Origin of the sequence: uncultured Sphaerochaeta sp., assembly GCF_963676625.2 — a bacterium.
In the GTDB taxonomy this organism is placed as follows: Bacteria; Spirochaetota; Spirochaetia; order Sphaerochaetales; family Sphaerochaetaceae; genus Sphaerochaeta.
The window spans coordinates 117,315-131,769 of the sequence record NZ_CAXXYB010000008.1 but is presented as its reverse complement, the minus strand read 5'-3'; the positions used below and the strand labels follow the sequence as shown (position 1 = coordinate 131,769).

Genomic DNA, 14,455 nt, shown 5'->3' with positions numbered 1-14,455 from the left:
ATATGGATACTATGATGTTAGATATATATACACTCGGAGAAGAGGTACTGTACGAAAAGTGCCAACCGATAACAAAGTTTGATAGTGGCTTGCGTGTCTTGGTGGATGCAATGTTCGAGACCTTGTCAGAAGCTGATGGAGTTGGACTTGCCGGTCCCCAGGTAGGAGTTCCAAGCCGTGTGTTTGTCATTTCTATCCGCGACGAGGTAAAACAAGCCTTCATCAATCCCCAGATCATCGAAACTTCGATTGAGATCAGTACGGTTGAAGAAGGTTGCCTCTCCATTCCCGGTGTCTGGCACGATGTTGACCGCCCCGCCAAGGTAACAGTCCAGGCTCAGGATATCGAGGGGAAATCCTTTATGGTCAAAGCTGACGGTTTGTATGCCCGTGCGATTCAGCACGAGAATGACCATTTGAACGGAACCTTGTTCATCGAACGAATTTCACCGGAAGAAAAAGAGAAGGTCGTACGGGCCTATGAAAGGAAGAATCGCCCAAGAAAGAGAATGAAGCCGTGAAGATTCTGTTTGCAGGTACTCCAGAGATAGCCGTTCCTGCCTTGAGGGCATTGAATGATTTTTTTGAGATAGGTGCGGTGCTTACCAATGCTGATAAACCTGGCCCCAGAGGAATGCAGTTGCTTCCCTCCCCGGTCAAGGTTGCTGCCTTGGAATTAGGCCTTCCTGTATTGCAACCGGAACATCTGGGGTCTGAGGCACGTGAACTTATCGGCAGGTATGGTTGTGATACCGCTCGTTTGCTTTGCCTTCGGTAAACTTTTCGGACCGAAATTTCTATCCTTGTTTTCAGGGGAAAAACTCAATATACATCCTTCTGCCTTACCTTTGCTCAGAGGTTCTTCTCCTATCCAGGGCGCAATTCTCCAACAATTTTCCCAAACAGGGATCAGTATCCAGAGGCTTGCTCCCGAAATGGATTCAGGAGAGATCGCCGCTGTTGAGATGTTTGCTCTTGCTGGGGATGAGACGACCCGTTCATTGACCGAGATTGTCATGGAAAAGGCTGCTCCTCTTGCTGTGCGGACCCTTACCGGGATACAGGAAGGAACTGCAGTCTTTTCTTCTCAGGTAGGAGAACCTTCGTATACACAGATGATAACCAAGGAGATGGCAACCCTTGACTGGTCCCTTCCTGCCAAGAGTCTGCATGCCTTGATTCGGGCCATGATTCCCTGGCCGAAGGCAACTACCCGATTCAAGGACCAAACCCTGATGATTACTTCTGTCTGGGGCTGTTTGGATGAGGCAGGCACCGAAGAGGTCCCTCCAAATGCTGTTTGCGGTACAGTGCTCAAGAGCCAAAAGGGCAAAGGAATTGCGATAGCCACTGGCAAAGGGGTGCTCTGGATCGATCGGTTGCAATTGGAAAAACGTAAGGAGATGGATTGGCAATCTTTTCTCAATGGTAATAAGGATTTTATAGAAACAATATTGAGGTGAATAAGGATGAAGCGAATTGTATTGGGGCTTACAGTGTTACTGTGTTCCTTTTCCTTGTTTGCAACTACCCCAAAGGTAGCTGTCGTTCTTAGCGGCGGTGGTGCACGTGGGTTTGCTCATATAGCTGTTTTGGAAGCTATCGAAAAAGCGGGTATTCCCATCGATATGGTCTTTGGTACCAGTATGGGGGCCTTGGTCGGCGGTCTGTATTGTGCAGGGTATACACCAGCAGAAATTCGGGCGGTGGTAAAAAAGATTGATATGGTTTCCTTGTTCACGGAAGAGCCCTCTGGAAAGAACTCTTCTGTCGCTCCTGCCTTTGACAATGTTCCTGCCAATATATTTTCTGTTGGATTTGATTCAAAGGGATTTGGTACTGCCCCTGGCCTTGTCGGCGACCAGAAGGTGTTGGCCTTGTTCAATTTCCTGCTTTCAAGGATTCCCGAAAATGTTGATTTTGATGATCTGGCTGTCCCGTTTCGTTGTGTTTCAACTAACTTGTTTAGTGGAAGACGGATTGTGTATAGAGATGGATCTTTGGTAGGTGCCATCCGAAGCAGTATGTCCTTGCCCATTGTTTTTACCCCCTATCCCCAGAAGGACGGAAGCTATGCCGTAGATGGCGGTATGGTAGATAATATGCCAGTACAATTGGCAAAGGATTATGGATTCGATATTGTCATCGCCTGTGACGTCAATGCCAAGCAAAGAACCTCAGATGTCAGTTCGCTCTCCTCAGTGCTGAACCAGACTCTTTTTTTGGTTACCCAAGGGAATGTAACCAAACAGTACCCGCTTGCCGACATCTTGTTATTTCCTGAGCTGGCAAATATCAATACCATGGATTTTTTCAAGTCAGAAGAGATCATCAAGATAGGGGAGCAGGCTTGTGAGGATAAAGAGCAGGATTTTGTGCAGCTTGCCCAGAAAATTTCACAGGACAGACCGTTGGTAGTTCTTGATCCTGATAGGATCGGCCCCTACTCGGAACTTCCCGATCCACTTATAACGAAGGTCCGTATCGTCGATACCTCTGCCGTTCCAAATCCCAAGAAACCACAAATAAGTACCTTGAAGGCTTTTATTGGGCTTCGTCTCAATGAAACTACGAAGGCCGATCTTGTTTTGGCCTTGAATAGGATAAAAAAGAACTACCAGTTGTCCTCGATAAGTTATGAGATGGCCGATGTCAGTAATGACGAGGGAACGCTCTTGGTAAATATTCGATCATTTCAAGAAGGTTCTTCAAAGGTCAGCCTTGGCTTCAATGGGTCCTTGGGGCTTTCAAACAATACTCCTGCAGCTGCAGGCTGGATTGTCCCTGAGGTGAATTTGAATGCATTTTTCTCCCATATCTTCCATACGGATTTTTCTTTTGATACGACTCTTTCCGTTGGACAGACCCTGAGACTTGATGTTGCGGTAAGATATCCGTTCGTAGCGACTTCTTTTGCCGCTTTGGATATTGTGGCCAATGCTGCTATCTTCCATGGTTGCCTAACGCCTCAGGATAGCAAGATCTATGGGAATCGTGGGGCTGACCTTGATGCAGGATTTCTGTTTAATCTGGGATTGGATTATCAGTTCAATGATTTCGGAAGGGCAAATTTCGGGACTGATTTCAGCTTTGTTTACATCGATTCAGTAAGTGGAGGCGCTTCTCATTCCATTGCCTCCCCGATGCTCTATGGTTCCGTTATCTGGAATACCCAGCAAAGCTTCTTTTCCTCTGAAGGAATTCGTGCGGAGTTTGCGGCAACAGTCGGGAATCCAGATGGTTTGATGTATTCTTTGCGAGTAGCAATCAGCAATCGTTTTTCGATACGGAAAAACGATGGTATCAGGTGGGACTTGCAGATATCTGTCATGCGGCTTCCCTATCAACTGCTGTCTTCCTATGTTGAGTTCGGAGGGTTCTACGGTATGCCTGGATATAGCATAGGAACTCTTAAGCGGGACATGATCATGGCTGGGGTGTCCTGGCAACATGATTTTGAAAATTTCAATGGGTTTCCTGTACATCTTTTTACTACCTGCAGGGTAGGGACCGCCGATGGGTATGACCCCTATCTGGCAACGAGTGAACCAGAGACTTCCTTGCTGGCCAATTCCATAGGTCTGGAGGCAGGACTGGGAGTAATGGCCGGTGTCGAGACACCTATCGGGAATATTATGGCTGGCCTTGGAGTCAGTAGCCAGGGCAACCTTGCTCTTATTGTTGGAATCCTCTGATGGTTGAATGCTGGAATACCTATCGAGATCATTTGGAAAAGGTTTATGGCAAACGAGTTTACCGTATTGGCATAGATGGAGGTTTTTCCTGTCCAAACCGTGATAAGGAAAGAGGTGGTGGCTGTATCTATTGTGATGGGACAGGTGCTTCTGCCATATACCAAAGGACAACGGAACGGGGATTCACTCATGCCAGTTCTTTCCATGAGAAGGTAAGCAATGCAACTCCTTTATTGGTACCTTCCCTGGAAAAACGATGTGCTTCCATCAAGACCCAAATTACACGAGGGAAGCTTTTTCTTGCAGATCGGTACAAAGCCGAGTTGTTCAGTGCCTATTTCCAGGCTTGGACCAATACCTATGCAGATAAGGATACGTTGAAAACTTTGTACGATTGTGCTCTTGAAGAGGGTCCTTTTACAGAATTCATCGTTTCTACAAGGCCGGATTGCCTCGACGACGAAGTCCTGGATTTGCTTGAGAGCTACAAGGGTAGGGTCCAAAAGGTATGGGTTGAACTAGGGTTGCAAAGTGCAGATGATGCAACACTTGCGCTTATTGAAAGGAATCATACGAAAAAAAACTATATTCAGGCAGTGGATTCGTTACATATGCGGGGTATTGGTGTTTGTACTCATGTAATAATTGGGTTGCCGGGTGAGAGCAATAGGCAATTTAGCGAAACTGCCCGATTGATCAATAGTGTAGGCAGCGAGGCAGTAAAGATTCATAACCTTGATGTTTGCGGGGGTACAAAACTCAATGACTGGTACAGGGAAGGAGAGGTAAGCGTTGCCTCTGGCAGAAGACATTTGGAAAACTGCATATATTTTCTACGGCAACTCAAGTCTGATATAGTTATTGAGCGTATGATTTGCGAAACTCCCCAGCATCGTCTGGTAGCTCCCCGGAGCTTTCCGGACAAGAGTGCCTTTCTCGGCTCTCTTCACAATGCAATGGAGCAACAAGGTTTTAGGCAAGGGGATTTTGCATGAAGAAACGACTTCCATTACAATTGATTATACGAACGATTGGAATTGTCCTGACAGTACTGATTGTTATAATGATTATCCATTATTCTTTTATTCCAGCCAATGAATTTCCTGTAATTTCCTGGATTCCCTTTGCTGATAAGGGAGACCATATGCTGGCCTATGCCGGCTTGGGCTTTTCCTTGTTTTTGGCTATCTTGCAAATTCCTGGTTCAGGGAAGACCAGAAAAGAACACGTTACCCATTCAACGCTTCACCTGACTTCCTGGTCAGGTCGTTCAGTAGTGATTTCACTGCTGATCGGTTCTGCCCTGGGTGCCCTGATTGAGCTTTTACAACCTTTGTTCGGGCGTTCCCGGGAATGGTTGGATTTTTTTTCCGATACCTTGGGTCTGGTAGTTGGTGTAGCCGTGGCCTTGATGATCCTCAAGTTGGTGGGTAGTTTTTTCCTGACACGGCCTTGGCTCTATGATCCGAATTGGAAGGATGAAGTACATGAACTTGACTGAGAAGATTTCACAGGCCTTGCAACATGCTGTTGTGCATCTTGGCCAGGATGTCTTGGCCTGCCTTGACCAGGCGATAATGCAAGAATCGGAAGACCTGGATGATATACATGGACAGGCAAGCCTTACAGTCCTGAAAGCGATCAAGGAAAACCTTGCCATCGCAGATAAGACAGGGTTGCCTATGTGCCAGGATACTGGGATGTTCGATGTTTTCATTGCATTGGGAAGAACCTGTCCATTGCTTCCTGCCCAAATTGAAAAAGCAATAATCCAGGGTTGCAAGGATGCTGTAGTGAAAGCTTCCTTCCGTCGCTCCGTGGTTGAGGAACCTGTTTTCGAAAGAAAGAATACCCTGGATAATCTTCCTCCCATTCTGCATTGGGATCTTGTTGAAGGCGATTCGCTTGTCCTTTCGTTCCTTCTCAAGGGATTCGGAAGTGAAAACTGCAGTTCAATACGGATGCTCAATCCTACAGGGGGGAGTGCTGCTGTCATCGCAGCTGTCGCTGATATTGTCCGACTTGCAGGCGGAAAGCCCTGTCCTCCTATTTTCCTCGGCGTTGGCTTGGGAGGAACCATGGAACGTGCTGCTTCTCTGAGCAAGCGTGCTCTCCTTAGGGAAGCGGGAATTGCCAATACCTCTCCTTCCTATGCGTTGCTTGAACAGCAGATTCTTGAAAAGGTTCAATCCCTTCGTATCGGAAGCGGAGGTTTTGGAGGCCGTGTAACTGCTCTCAATGTTGCCGTGGAATACGAGCCGACCCATATCGCAGGTATGCCCTTGGCCGTATCGATCAATTGTTGGGCAGATAGAAAGGCCAGGGTGATATGGGAGGGTGAGGATGCGTAAGGTGGATCTTCCTCTGTCAATGGATACTATTTGTACCTTCCATATCTTTGACCAGCTTCTGCTTTCAGGAAAATTGTATGTGGCCCGAGACCAGGCACATAGCCGTTTGGAGGCTCTTTTGAATGCAGGCGATGAATTACCGTTTCCCCTGGTAGGGCAAGCAATATATTATATGGGACCGTCGCCATCGCCTGAAGGGTTTCTTATAGGCGCCTGTGGCCCCACCACAAGTGCAAGAATGGATGCCTTCACTCCAAGGTTGTTGGATCTTGGCTTGAAGGCAACCATAGGGAAAGGCCCTCGAAGCAAGGACGTGCTTGATGCAATAGTCAGGAACCGGGCAGTGTATCTTCAAGCCTTTGGAGGCTGCGGTGCCTTGTATGCTTCTACGGTCAAAAAGGTGGAGACCCTTGCTTTTGCAGATCTGGGCCCTGAGGCCTTGCTCTGTCTTACCGTTGAGGATTTCCCGGTTATTGTAGCCATAGATTGTTTTGGCAAGAGTGTATACGCTTGTTGAAAATCAATCCTTTCTTCCAAAAGGATGATAATTGACCGTAGTTTTTTTGCTATAGTGGGTTTTATTCTCTCTTTTGTTCTTTTTGCTGGACGTTTTTGGCTTTGTGTTATAAAGTTTTCAGTATGCAAGCCTCCGACTGGGGGTATTGTCATCTCGGGGTGAATGACAATGCTAACTAGTTATGGTACCTACGTGTATGCTTGGAGGCAAAACCCCTGCAACGGAAGGATACGACCGTGAAGAATTTTCCATTTATTTGCATTGCTTCTTGTCTTATGGTTTTCTCTTTGGTTGGGTGCAAGGCTTCACAGGATGAAGCAACCCTAGTTGCCAGTGCTGACGTACCAACAACTCCCCAAGCCTCTTCTGTGGTAAGTTCCTCAGATTCAATAAAAGATCTTCCAGTTCCTACATCAATGGAGGATCGGTTTAGCTATACCTATGGATATATGCTGTTTGCAACCATGAAGCAACAGGGTTTCGATAGCATGGATAGCAGTTATTTTGCCAAAGGCGCGTGGGATGCCGGGAATGGCAATCGTTATTTCACGCAAGAACAAATGTCCCAGATCCTCCATGAAGTTCAGACAAAAATGCTTGAACAAGCCCAAGCTGAAACTGATGCCCTGGCAGCGAAAAATCTTTCCGAGGCTGAGAGCTTTCTTTCCGTAAACAAGACTCGAGAGAATGTAACTACAACAACCTCCGGTTTGCAGTATCAAGTTCTTCGCGATGGCTCGGGAGAAACTCCATCCCCTGAGGATATCGTGGATATTGATTATAAGATTCTTTTGCTTGATGGTACGGTAGTCGATAGTTCCTATGAACGTGGATATTCCTCTTCCCTGCAACTCAAGACAATGAAGGTTCCTGGATTTGTGGAAGGAATTGAGCTCATGACCCCTGGTTCCAGCTACCGGTTCTGGCTTCCTCCTGATCTAGGATATGGAAAAGATGGGACGCAGAGCATTGGGCCCAATGCTCTCTTGATTGCAGAGGTCGAGCTCAAGTCAGTGAAAAAGAGCACTGCCAAAATCAGTGCAAGCGTAGCTGTTTCAGTATCTACAGGGAATGCTCCAGCCCAATAAGTGGTGGAAAGAAATCAAGTATTTCTTCGATGGACTTGCATTCGTATGTGGGCTTTTGAGCTAGGCTACAGCTTGTTTCCTCTGTATGTATCCAAAGGGTGTCGAGGTTGCTGTTTTGTCCGCCTTGCATATCGCTGGATTCGCTGTCTCCAATCATGATGCATTCTTCTTGTTTGTCCTGGAGATCTGCTTTTTGTAGCATATAGGCAAAAAATCGGGGGTCTGGCTTCTGGAATCCCACTTCCTCACTTATAAAGATATCCGTAAAATACTTTTCCAAGGATGAAGCAGCCAATCGGCCTCTCTGCACGAAGGAGATGCCATTGGAAGCAAGATATAACCGGTATCCTCGCTTGATGAGAGTTTCCAGGGTGCTCTTGCTTTCAGGGAAAAGTAGACCTTGTCTTGAAAGATGAGTCTCGTAAGCTGAACTAACCTCGGTACCTTCAACCGGAATGCCAAGTAAGGCAAGAAAAATCTTGAAACGTTGGGTTTTCAATTCCTGAAGGGTCGTTATTCCTTGTTCAAGCTCTTTCCAGCATTTTTCATTTACTTCTCCATAGAGTTCCAGATTTTCTTCGGTATCAGGGAAACCTAGTTGTTGGGCCAATAGGGAAAAGGCCCTTCGTTCGGCAAGGGAGAAATCAAAGAGTGTTCCGTCGGCATCCAAAAAAAGATTTCGATACATAGCGATGCTTGTCCTTTACTTGTGGTGGTCTCCTGAGTACCATATAGGAAAAGACTTGTGTTGTACAGAAAGAGCGTGTAAGGAGATCACCGATCATGCAAGATTCATTTTTAAAACGTCACTTGAATATTGCCTTCGCAATAGGTATTGTCATGGCTGCCTTGGGTTTGTACATGATGTTTCAAAGTAGTTCATTTGTCCAGGTATTGGTAACCATCCTGGGAGTTTCCTTGGTGATTTCAGGTGGGTATTCACTTTTTTCCCAACATACCTACAGCCGGGGGAAAAAAAGCAAGGTGCTTTCCGTGGTGAAGAGTCTGGGTAGCATTATCATAGGTGCTTTGGCAGTAATCCTGCCCTTTACGGTTGCAGGGATAAGTTGGGATATCCTGATCTACCTTCTGGCTGCCCAGATGGCAATTTCGGCAGTAGTGTCCTTCCTGGATGCCTTCTTGCTTCGTAAAGGCGAGGTCAGTGTCTCCCCCATCCTGGTTGACGGGATATTTTCCTTGATCTTTGCCGTCTTGCTTTTTATCTTTCCACGACAGATTGGTTCAATGGTGCTGAAAATAGTCGGGTTCATTATCCTTGCCTCAGGTATCGGCCTCGTTGTATGGTCTTCGAGTATCAGAAAGCTTGCCAACCAATTCAAGGAATCTTCTGTCATTGAAACCACAGGTGAAATCATTGAGGAAACCGAGACCAAGCCAAAGGCTTAGGGTATCAGGTAGCTTCCATATAGACCGTACCTGCTGATTTCGTTGTCAGGCAACGATTCCGGGCCAAGGGTTATGATCGAGGATTGCAAGGGCAATACCTTTCTGGTGAAAAGATAGTCTATTCTTTCTTCCATATCCTGGATCTTCAAAGTATTGCCGGCATTGGTTGCTTCATTGAAATGGGTTAGGCGATAGGTGTCATAGAAACCTTCCTGTTCAAAGGTCTGGGAAAGTGGCCAGTGATATTCCACTTGTCGGTAGGATATCGGGCTGAAAGTGTTCCAGTCTTGGTAGGAAGGTTCATACAGCGAAGCACCGACAATCGTCGGCAGGGTATTTTCCCCTTCTTTGATGACTTGCTCCACCTTTTTTATTCGTTCTGGAGCAATTTCCTTTTCAACGGCTTTCCAGTCAGAGCCACTCTTGAATGCTTGAAGAACAGAATATTGGGGAAGGTTGATCAAGGAAAGTTGAACTGTCTTGCCTTTGCTGTATTGGACTACCACACCATTTTCCGAAGTACTGACGACTGCAAAATCAGAAACGATTGCGCCGTCTGCAAAAAGGGTTGCATCTGAATGCAATTGTCTTACCAGGGCAATGACGTTTTCCATGTTTCCTGTCAGGAATATGACAGGTACCTTGAGATCGTCAATGCTTTTTGCTACCTCGGCTGCAAGGGCAGTATCTGTCCAGGGGGTGTCAGCAAGGGGTATTATCAAGGCATTGAGCTGCTCGCCGTTTTGGGCAAGGAGGCTTGGTTTGTCGCTGTCGTAGAACCTGGGAAAGGTTATCTGGTCAAGTGGTGGGATTTTTCGGATTTCTGCTTCCCTTGCTTGTTTTTCCTGTTCCAGTTTCAATTGGAGTTTTGCCTCGGCATCAGCTGCTTCCTTGGCTTTTTGTTGCTCCGCTTGCTGTTTTGCCTCTTGTTGCAATTTTGTTTCTGTAAGCTTTTGTTGTTCAGTTTGATGAATTTGGGCAAGAGTACGTTCTTTTTCCATCAGTTGCGTTTGCAAAGTTTGATTTTCCTTTGTCAATGCATCGATGGTTGCTTGCGTTGCCTTTTTTGCATTTTCTTCCTGCAAGGCTTCTTCTTGCGCCTGGGCTTCTGCTTCTTGGGCTTGAAGAGCTTCTTGTTTGATCTTCTGTTGTTCTTGCAAGGCTTTTTGTGTTGCCGCTTCCTTCTCTTTTTGTTCAGCTTGTTTTGCAAGCAAAGCATCCTGGGTTGCCTTCTTTTGGGCCTCAATTACAGAGTAACGGGTTACCAGGGGCGTTGTGGTTGGTAGGGAAGGGATAGGATCGATATGTGTCTTTGCAACCTTTTGGGTATAGGTCTGGCAACCCATGAAAGACAACGGGGCAAGCAAGAGAAGGAGTGCAAAAAGATAATATCGTTTTTTCATTGGTGGTTTCCTTAGATGTTGAAGAAAGCTTCTGCCCTGGCTTTTGCGTCTGCTTTTCGTTTTTGTTCTTCCAGACTGTATTCTCCGAGCATAAAGGCGTCACAGAAGTTTTGTTCTGTCTTTTCCTCAATGTATTCTTCGATGCCTTCCAGACAATCATGGTAAGCACCAGGACTGTAAAACCTACAATTAAAGCAACTATGCAAGGGTTTCCCGCACTTAGGGCAGAGCGTGCTTGTTCCGATTATCAAGGTGGAGTCGATGGTTGTATGGCAATGATGACATGCTTTCATGATTAAAACGCCAGTCTTTCCCCGTACTGAGCCATTTCGTCCTCAGTGTATGTTGTTTTTACAAAGCCAAATCTCTGGTTGTCCTCCGCATAGCGTGGGATGACATGGATATGAAGGTGGGGAACCTCTTGTCCACTGGCTTTTCCGTTATTGATCAGTATGTTGGTACCCTCGCAATGGAGAGTGGAACGTAGTTTGTCATCGGCTTCTTTTGCCAGGTGCATCATGTGTTCCAACACTGTATCCGGGCATTCGCTGAAAGTAGGGTACGGTTCCTTTGAAATAATCAGCAAATGACCTTTATTGACAGGATTGATATCAAGGATGGCTATGCATAGTTCATCTTCATGAAGTTTTGTAGAGGGAATGGTCCCTTTGATGATTTTAGAAAAAATGGTTTCCATATAATACCTCGCCGCTATTGTAGCACACAAGTGTCGTGTCGGAAAAGGATTGTGAGGACAAAAGGGATTGCACAAAAATACCTAATGTACTATTATCCACGGAGGTATGCTGTCTTTACGGTGTGCTGGGTTGTCATGTACCTTTGCCTTATGGACCAATTCTTGGTGACAAGGGCTTTTAGGTTCCTGCAATAGGGAAAAGAAATAGCTGTAGTTTACAGCTGCAGCATCGCTTATATTCTATATTATAGAGGTTTAATAGTATGGCTGACTTGCAACAAATGAGGAATATCGGAATTAGTGCCCACATTGACTCGGGTAAAACGACTCTTACCGAAAGGATCCTCTACTACTGCAATAGAATCCACGAAATTCATGAAGTTCGTGGCAAGGATGGCGTTGGTGCTACCATGGATAGCATGGAGCTTGAACGTGAACGTGGTATCACGATTGCCTCTGCAGCAACCAATGTTCAGTGGAAAGATACGGAAATCAATATTATCGATACTCCGGGACACGTTGACTTCACCATTGAAGTTGAGCGTTCCTTGCGCGTCCTTGATGGCGCAATCCTGGTATTGTGCTCTGTTGCAGGCGTGCAGAGCCAGTCAATAACAGTTGACCGCCAGATGAAGCGTTATCATGTTCCCCGTATTGCCTTCATCAACAAATGTGACAGGACAGGTGCAAATCCCTATCGTGTCCAGAAACAATTGGTCGAGAAACTTGGGTTGAATGCAGTTCTTCTCCAGATTCCCATTGGGCTTGAAGACAAGCTTGAGGGTGTCGTTGATTTGATTACCATGAAGGCCCTTTATTTTGATGGTGGCGAAACCCAGGATCAAATGCGTGAGGCTGAGATTCCTGCAGAATTGCTTGAAGAGGCCAAATCAAAACGGGAAGTAATGCTCGATAGCATATCCATGTGTTCCGATGAACTGATGGAAGCAATGCTCGAAGACAATGTTACCGTCGAGATTATCCAGAAAGCAGTTCGAAAGGCTACTATTGCCCTGCAGCTTGTCCCGGTTCTTATGGGATCAGCTTACAAGAACAAGGGTATCCAGGCTTTGCTTAATGGTGTTGTCAGCTATCTTCCGAATCCTGCCGAGGTCACCAACAAGGCTCTCGACATCGACAACAACGAGCAAGAGATCATACTTCCTTCCGACGAAAATCTTCCTCCTGTCGTTCTTGCTTTCAAGCTTGAAGATGGCCAATATGGGCAGTTGACCTATATTCGCGTATACCAAGGTAAAGTCAAGAAGGGCGACGAACTGTACAATACCCGTAGCCATAAGAAGTTCAGGGTTGGTCGTTTGATCAAGATGCATGCTGCCGCCATGGAAGATCTTGTCGAAGCAGGTTGTGGTGAAATTGCTGCCTTGTTTGGTATTGAGTGTGCTTCTGGCGATACTTTCTGTGATCCGAAATTGAACTATTCGATGAGCTCCATGTTTGTCCCAACTCCGGTTATTTCCCTGTCAATCAAACCGATTGACAAGAAATCGGCGGACAATATGGGCAAGGCCTTGAATAGGTTTACCAAGGAAGATCCTACTTTCCGTTGTTTTGTTGACCCAGAATCCAACCAGACCATCATCCAGGGAATGGGAGAGTTGCACCTTGAGGTTTATGTCGAGCGTATGAAGCGCGAATACAAGGCAGAGGTCGAAATTGGCCAGCCTGAGGTTGCGTTCCGTGAAGCCATTACCCAGCGTGCAGATTTCAACTATACCCATAAGAAGCAGACAGGTGGTTCCGGTCAGTATGGCCGTGTTGCCGGATATATGGAACCCATTCCAGATCCTGCAGAGGGTGAGGAAGCCAAGGATTACGAATTTGTCAATGAGATCAAGGGCGGTTCGATTCCTAACGAGTATATTCCTTCCTGTGACAAGGGCTTCCAGGCCAGCATGAAGAAAGGTACCCAGATTGGTTTCCCTGTCCGTGGTGTTCGTTGTGTTATCAATGATGGTGCCTGGCATCCCGTTGACTCTTCTGATATGGCCTTCCAGTCTGCTGCTGTCGGTGCATTCAGGGAAGCCTATGAGAAAGCCAAGCCAGTTATCCTCGAGCCTATCATGAAAGTCGAGATAACTGCTCCCAGTGAGTTCCAGGGCAGCCTCTTTGCCTCGGTAAACCAGAGACGTGGTATTATCATCAGTTCTACTGAGGATCATGCAATGTGTACCGTGTATGCCGAAATTCCTCTTTCTGAGATGTTTGGCTATTCGACTGCTCTTCGTTCCCTTACCCAAGGAAAGGGCGAGTTCTCGATGGAAGTCTTCAAGTATGGTCGTGTACCAGTGAGTGTTTCCGATCAGCTCAAGAAAGATTACCAAGAAAAGAGAAAGAACGAACAGAAATAATCTGTTGGTTACCAGAAAAAGCCAGGTGGTTTCAAACTACCTGGCTTTTTTGTGCGCAATTTTCCTGACCTTTGGAGAGGAGTTTGGGATACTTCCCCCAAAAAGTTCCCACGGCAGGGGAAATCCATAGTATACTTTAGATGAACCAAAAATCTTCTCGGAGGTGAGCATATGGAAATCGAAGAGTTGAACGACTTGAGCCCGCTTAGGATGTTTGAAAAATCATTGGATGGTGGACTCGGTCGTGGAAATCTGGGTGTACTTGTTTCTCGTCATGGTGTAGGAAAGACTGCATGTCTTGTACATTTGGCAACCGATAAGCTTCTTAGGGGGGAACATGTAATTCACGTATCCTTTTCCGGGAATGTCGAACATGTCATTAATTGGTACAAGGAAGTGTTTCGTGAGGTCTCCGACGGAAAGAGTCTGGATGATGCAGCCGTCGTCTATAACAATATTCTTTCCAATCGTGTCGTGATGAATTTCAGTCAGGAGAATGTTACGATCGACAAGGTCCTTTCCAGTTTGGAAACGCTTATCAAGCATGGATCCTTCAAAGCTGATGCTATTTTGTTTGATGGTTATAAACTAACAGTTGCAACCCCTGAGGATGTAGCTAAAATCAAGAAATTCGCTCAAGATATGAATCTCGAGGTATGGTTCAGTGTATCTCCGGTTCGTGCTGATGTCGTGTATGATGTATATGGAGTTCCCAATACCATGGGGAAATACTCCAAGATGATCGATGTCTTGATTGGTTTGATCTACAATGAAACCAGGGACAAGGTCGTAATGACAATAGTGAAATCCCATGGAAGCATGCATGAGAAACCCATGGGGGTCAATTTGGATCCAAAAACAATGCTCATCTCTAACTAATATGCAAAAGGGCCGCGAAAGCGGCCTTTTTCTAGGGCCTGGAGTT

General features: G+C 46.1%; 16 protein-coding genes. 12 read left to right on the top strand and 4 right to left on the bottom strand.

Going from position 1 to position 14,455, the window contains the following annotated elements:
• Window positions 1-11: 11 nt before the first annotated feature.
• The 9 genes from def (at window position 12) to ACHZBG_RS11170 (ending at window position 7,651) form a co-directional block, all read left to right on the top strand.
• On the top strand, window positions 12-521 hold the full coding sequence (gene def / locus ACHZBG_RS11210; RefSeq protein ID WP_320129545.1) for a peptide deformylase: 510 nt from the start codon (window positions 12-14) through the stop codon (window positions 519-521).
• The gene (locus tag ACHZBG_RS11205; RefSeq protein ID WP_320129544.1) at window positions 518-778 is read left to right on the top strand and encodes a hypothetical protein; all 261 of its coding nucleotides are present in this window, start codon (window positions 518-520) and stop codon (window positions 776-778) included. The genes def and ACHZBG_RS11205 overlap by 4 nt, the downstream gene beginning before the upstream one ends.
• Window positions 741-1,463 carry a methionyl-tRNA formyltransferase gene (locus tag ACHZBG_RS11200; RefSeq protein WP_394699390.1) on the top strand — a complete coding sequence of 241 codons (723 nt, stop codon included), beginning with the start codon at window positions 741-743 and terminating at the stop codon, window positions 1,461-1,463. The genes ACHZBG_RS11205 and ACHZBG_RS11200 overlap by 38 nt, the downstream gene beginning before the upstream one ends.
• 6 nt (window positions 1,464-1,469) lie before the next feature.
• The gene (locus ACHZBG_RS11195) at window positions 1,470-3,695 is read left to right on the top strand and encodes a patatin-like phospholipase family protein (RefSeq protein ID WP_320129542.1); all 2,226 of its coding nucleotides are present in this window, start codon (window positions 1,470-1,472) and stop codon (window positions 3,693-3,695) included.
• The gene (locus tag ACHZBG_RS11190) at window positions 3,695-4,690 is read left to right on the top strand and encodes a TIGR01212 family radical SAM protein (RefSeq protein ID WP_320129541.1); all 996 of its coding nucleotides are present in this window, start codon (window positions 3,695-3,697) and stop codon (window positions 4,688-4,690) included. The genes ACHZBG_RS11195 and ACHZBG_RS11190 overlap by 1 nt, the downstream gene beginning before the upstream one ends.
• Window positions 4,687-5,196: an antibiotic resistance protein VanZ gene (locus ACHZBG_RS11185; protein ID WP_320129540.1), complete on the top strand. Its 510-nt coding sequence runs from the start codon at window positions 4,687-4,689 to the stop codon at window positions 5,194-5,196. Before ACHZBG_RS11190 ends, ACHZBG_RS11185 begins: the two co-directional genes overlap by 4 nt.
• Entirely contained in the window at window positions 5,183-6,046 is an 864-nt protein-coding gene (locus ACHZBG_RS11180; RefSeq protein ID WP_320129539.1) for a fumarate hydratase, read from the top strand. Before ACHZBG_RS11185 ends, ACHZBG_RS11180 begins: the two co-directional genes overlap by 14 nt.
• Window positions 6,039-6,563, top strand: a complete 525-nt coding sequence (locus ACHZBG_RS11175; protein ID WP_320129538.1) for a FumA C-terminus/TtdB family hydratase beta subunit — start codon at window positions 6,039-6,041, stop codon at window positions 6,561-6,563. Before ACHZBG_RS11180 ends, ACHZBG_RS11175 begins: the two co-directional genes overlap by 8 nt.
• Window positions 6,564-6,799: 236 nt before the next feature.
• Entirely contained in the window at window positions 6,800-7,651 is an 852-nt protein-coding gene (locus ACHZBG_RS11170; RefSeq protein WP_320129537.1) for an FKBP-type peptidyl-prolyl cis-trans isomerase N-terminal domain-containing protein, read from the top strand.
• Here the strand turns inward: ACHZBG_RS11170 and ACHZBG_RS11165 are convergent.
• The gene (locus tag ACHZBG_RS11165; RefSeq protein ID WP_320129536.1) at window positions 7,626-8,339 is read right to left on the bottom strand and encodes a YjjG family noncanonical pyrimidine nucleotidase; all 714 of its coding nucleotides are present in this window, start codon (window positions 8,337-8,339) and stop codon (window positions 7,626-7,628) included. The genes ACHZBG_RS11170 and ACHZBG_RS11165 overlap by 26 nt on opposite strands.
• 95 nt (window positions 8,340-8,434) lie before the next feature.
• On the opposite strand from ACHZBG_RS11165, the gene ACHZBG_RS11160 reads away from it, so the two are divergent.
• Window positions 8,435-9,058, top strand: coding sequence for a DUF308 domain-containing protein (locus tag ACHZBG_RS11160; protein WP_320129535.1), 624 nt, complete (start codon window positions 8,435-8,437; stop codon window positions 9,056-9,058).
• On the opposite strand, the gene ACHZBG_RS11155 is transcribed toward ACHZBG_RS11160, so the two are convergent.
• Genes ACHZBG_RS11155 through ACHZBG_RS11145 form a run of 3 tightly spaced genes read right to left on the bottom strand, consistent with a single transcriptional unit; the run spans window position 9,055 to window position 11,158 of the window.
• A complete protein-coding gene (locus ACHZBG_RS11155) occupies window positions 9,055-10,461 on the bottom strand; it encodes a hypothetical protein (protein WP_320129534.1) in 1,407 nt (468 codons plus the stop codon). The two genes, ACHZBG_RS11160 and ACHZBG_RS11155, sit on opposite strands and share 4 nt — an antisense overlap.
• Before the next feature lie 11 nt (window positions 10,462-10,472).
• The gene (locus ACHZBG_RS11150; RefSeq protein ID WP_320129533.1) at window positions 10,473-10,754 is read right to left on the bottom strand and encodes a hypothetical protein; all 282 of its coding nucleotides are present in this window, start codon (window positions 10,752-10,754) and stop codon (window positions 10,473-10,475) included.
• Window positions 10,755-10,756: 2 nt separating this feature from the next.
• Window positions 10,757-11,158 carry an HIT family protein gene (locus ACHZBG_RS11145; protein WP_320129532.1) on the bottom strand — a complete coding sequence of 134 codons (402 nt, stop codon included), beginning with the start codon at window positions 11,156-11,158 and terminating at the stop codon, window positions 10,757-10,759.
• Window positions 11,159-11,421: 263 nt separating this feature from the next.
• Between ACHZBG_RS11145 and fusA the strand changes: the two genes are divergently transcribed.
• Both fusA and ACHZBG_RS11135 read left to right on the top strand, forming a co-directional pair.
• Entirely contained in the window at window positions 11,422-13,530 is a 2,109-nt protein-coding gene (gene fusA, locus ACHZBG_RS11140; RefSeq protein WP_320129531.1) for an elongation factor G, read from the top strand.
• A 171-nt stretch (window positions 13,531-13,701) separates the two neighbouring features.
• Window positions 13,702-14,409, top strand: a complete 708-nt coding sequence (locus tag ACHZBG_RS11135) for a hypothetical protein (RefSeq protein ID WP_320129530.1) — start codon at window positions 13,702-13,704, stop codon at window positions 14,407-14,409.
• Window positions 14,410-14,455 lie beyond the last annotated feature (46 nt).

What these genes read in the sequence shown, in the direction of transcription:
- ACHZBG_RS11190 (WP_320129541.1), top strand. Translation starts at nt 3,695, where the DNA reads ATGGTTGAATGCTGGAATACCTATCGAGATCATTTGGAAAAGGTTTAT.
- ACHZBG_RS11160 (WP_320129535.1), top strand. Translation starts at nt 8,435, where the DNA reads ATGCAAGATTCATTTTTAAAACGTCACTTGAATATTGCCTTCGCAATA.
- def (WP_320129545.1), top strand. Translation starts at nt 12, where the DNA reads ATGATGTTAGATATATATACACTCGGAGAAGAGGTACTGTACGAAAAG.
- ACHZBG_RS11145 (WP_320129532.1), bottom strand. Translation starts at nt 11,158, where the DNA reads ATGGAAACCATTTTTTCTAAAATCATCAAAGGGACCATTCCCTCTACA.
- ACHZBG_RS11185 (WP_320129540.1), top strand. Translation starts at nt 4,687, where the DNA reads ATGAAGAAACGACTTCCATTACAATTGATTATACGAACGATTGGAATT.
- ACHZBG_RS11135 (WP_320129530.1), top strand. Translation starts at nt 13,702, where the DNA reads ATGGAAATCGAAGAGTTGAACGACTTGAGCCCGCTTAGGATGTTTGAA.
- ACHZBG_RS11195 (WP_320129542.1), top strand. Translation starts at nt 1,470, where the DNA reads ATGAAGCGAATTGTATTGGGGCTTACAGTGTTACTGTGTTCCTTTTCC.
- ACHZBG_RS11155 (WP_320129534.1), bottom strand. Translation starts at nt 10,461, where the DNA reads ATGAAAAAACGATATTATCTTTTTGCACTCCTTCTCTTGCTTGCCCCG.
- ACHZBG_RS11150 (WP_320129533.1), bottom strand. Translation starts at nt 10,754, where the DNA reads ATGAAAGCATGTCATCATTGCCATACAACCATCGACTCCACCTTGATA.
- fusA (WP_320129531.1), top strand. Translation starts at nt 11,422, where the DNA reads ATGGCTGACTTGCAACAAATGAGGAATATCGGAATTAGTGCCCACATT.
- ACHZBG_RS11175 (WP_320129538.1), top strand. Translation starts at nt 6,039, where the DNA reads ATGCGTAAGGTGGATCTTCCTCTGTCAATGGATACTATTTGTACCTTC.
- ACHZBG_RS11200 (WP_394699390.1), top strand. Translation starts at nt 741, where the DNA reads ATGGTTGTGATACCGCTCGTTTGCTTTGCCTTCGGTAAACTTTTCGGA.
- ACHZBG_RS11180 (WP_320129539.1), top strand. Translation starts at nt 5,183, where the DNA reads ATGAACTTGACTGAGAAGATTTCACAGGCCTTGCAACATGCTGTTGTG.
- ACHZBG_RS11165 (WP_320129536.1), bottom strand. Translation starts at nt 8,339, where the DNA reads ATGTATCGAAATCTTTTTTTGGATGCCGACGGAACACTCTTTGATTTC.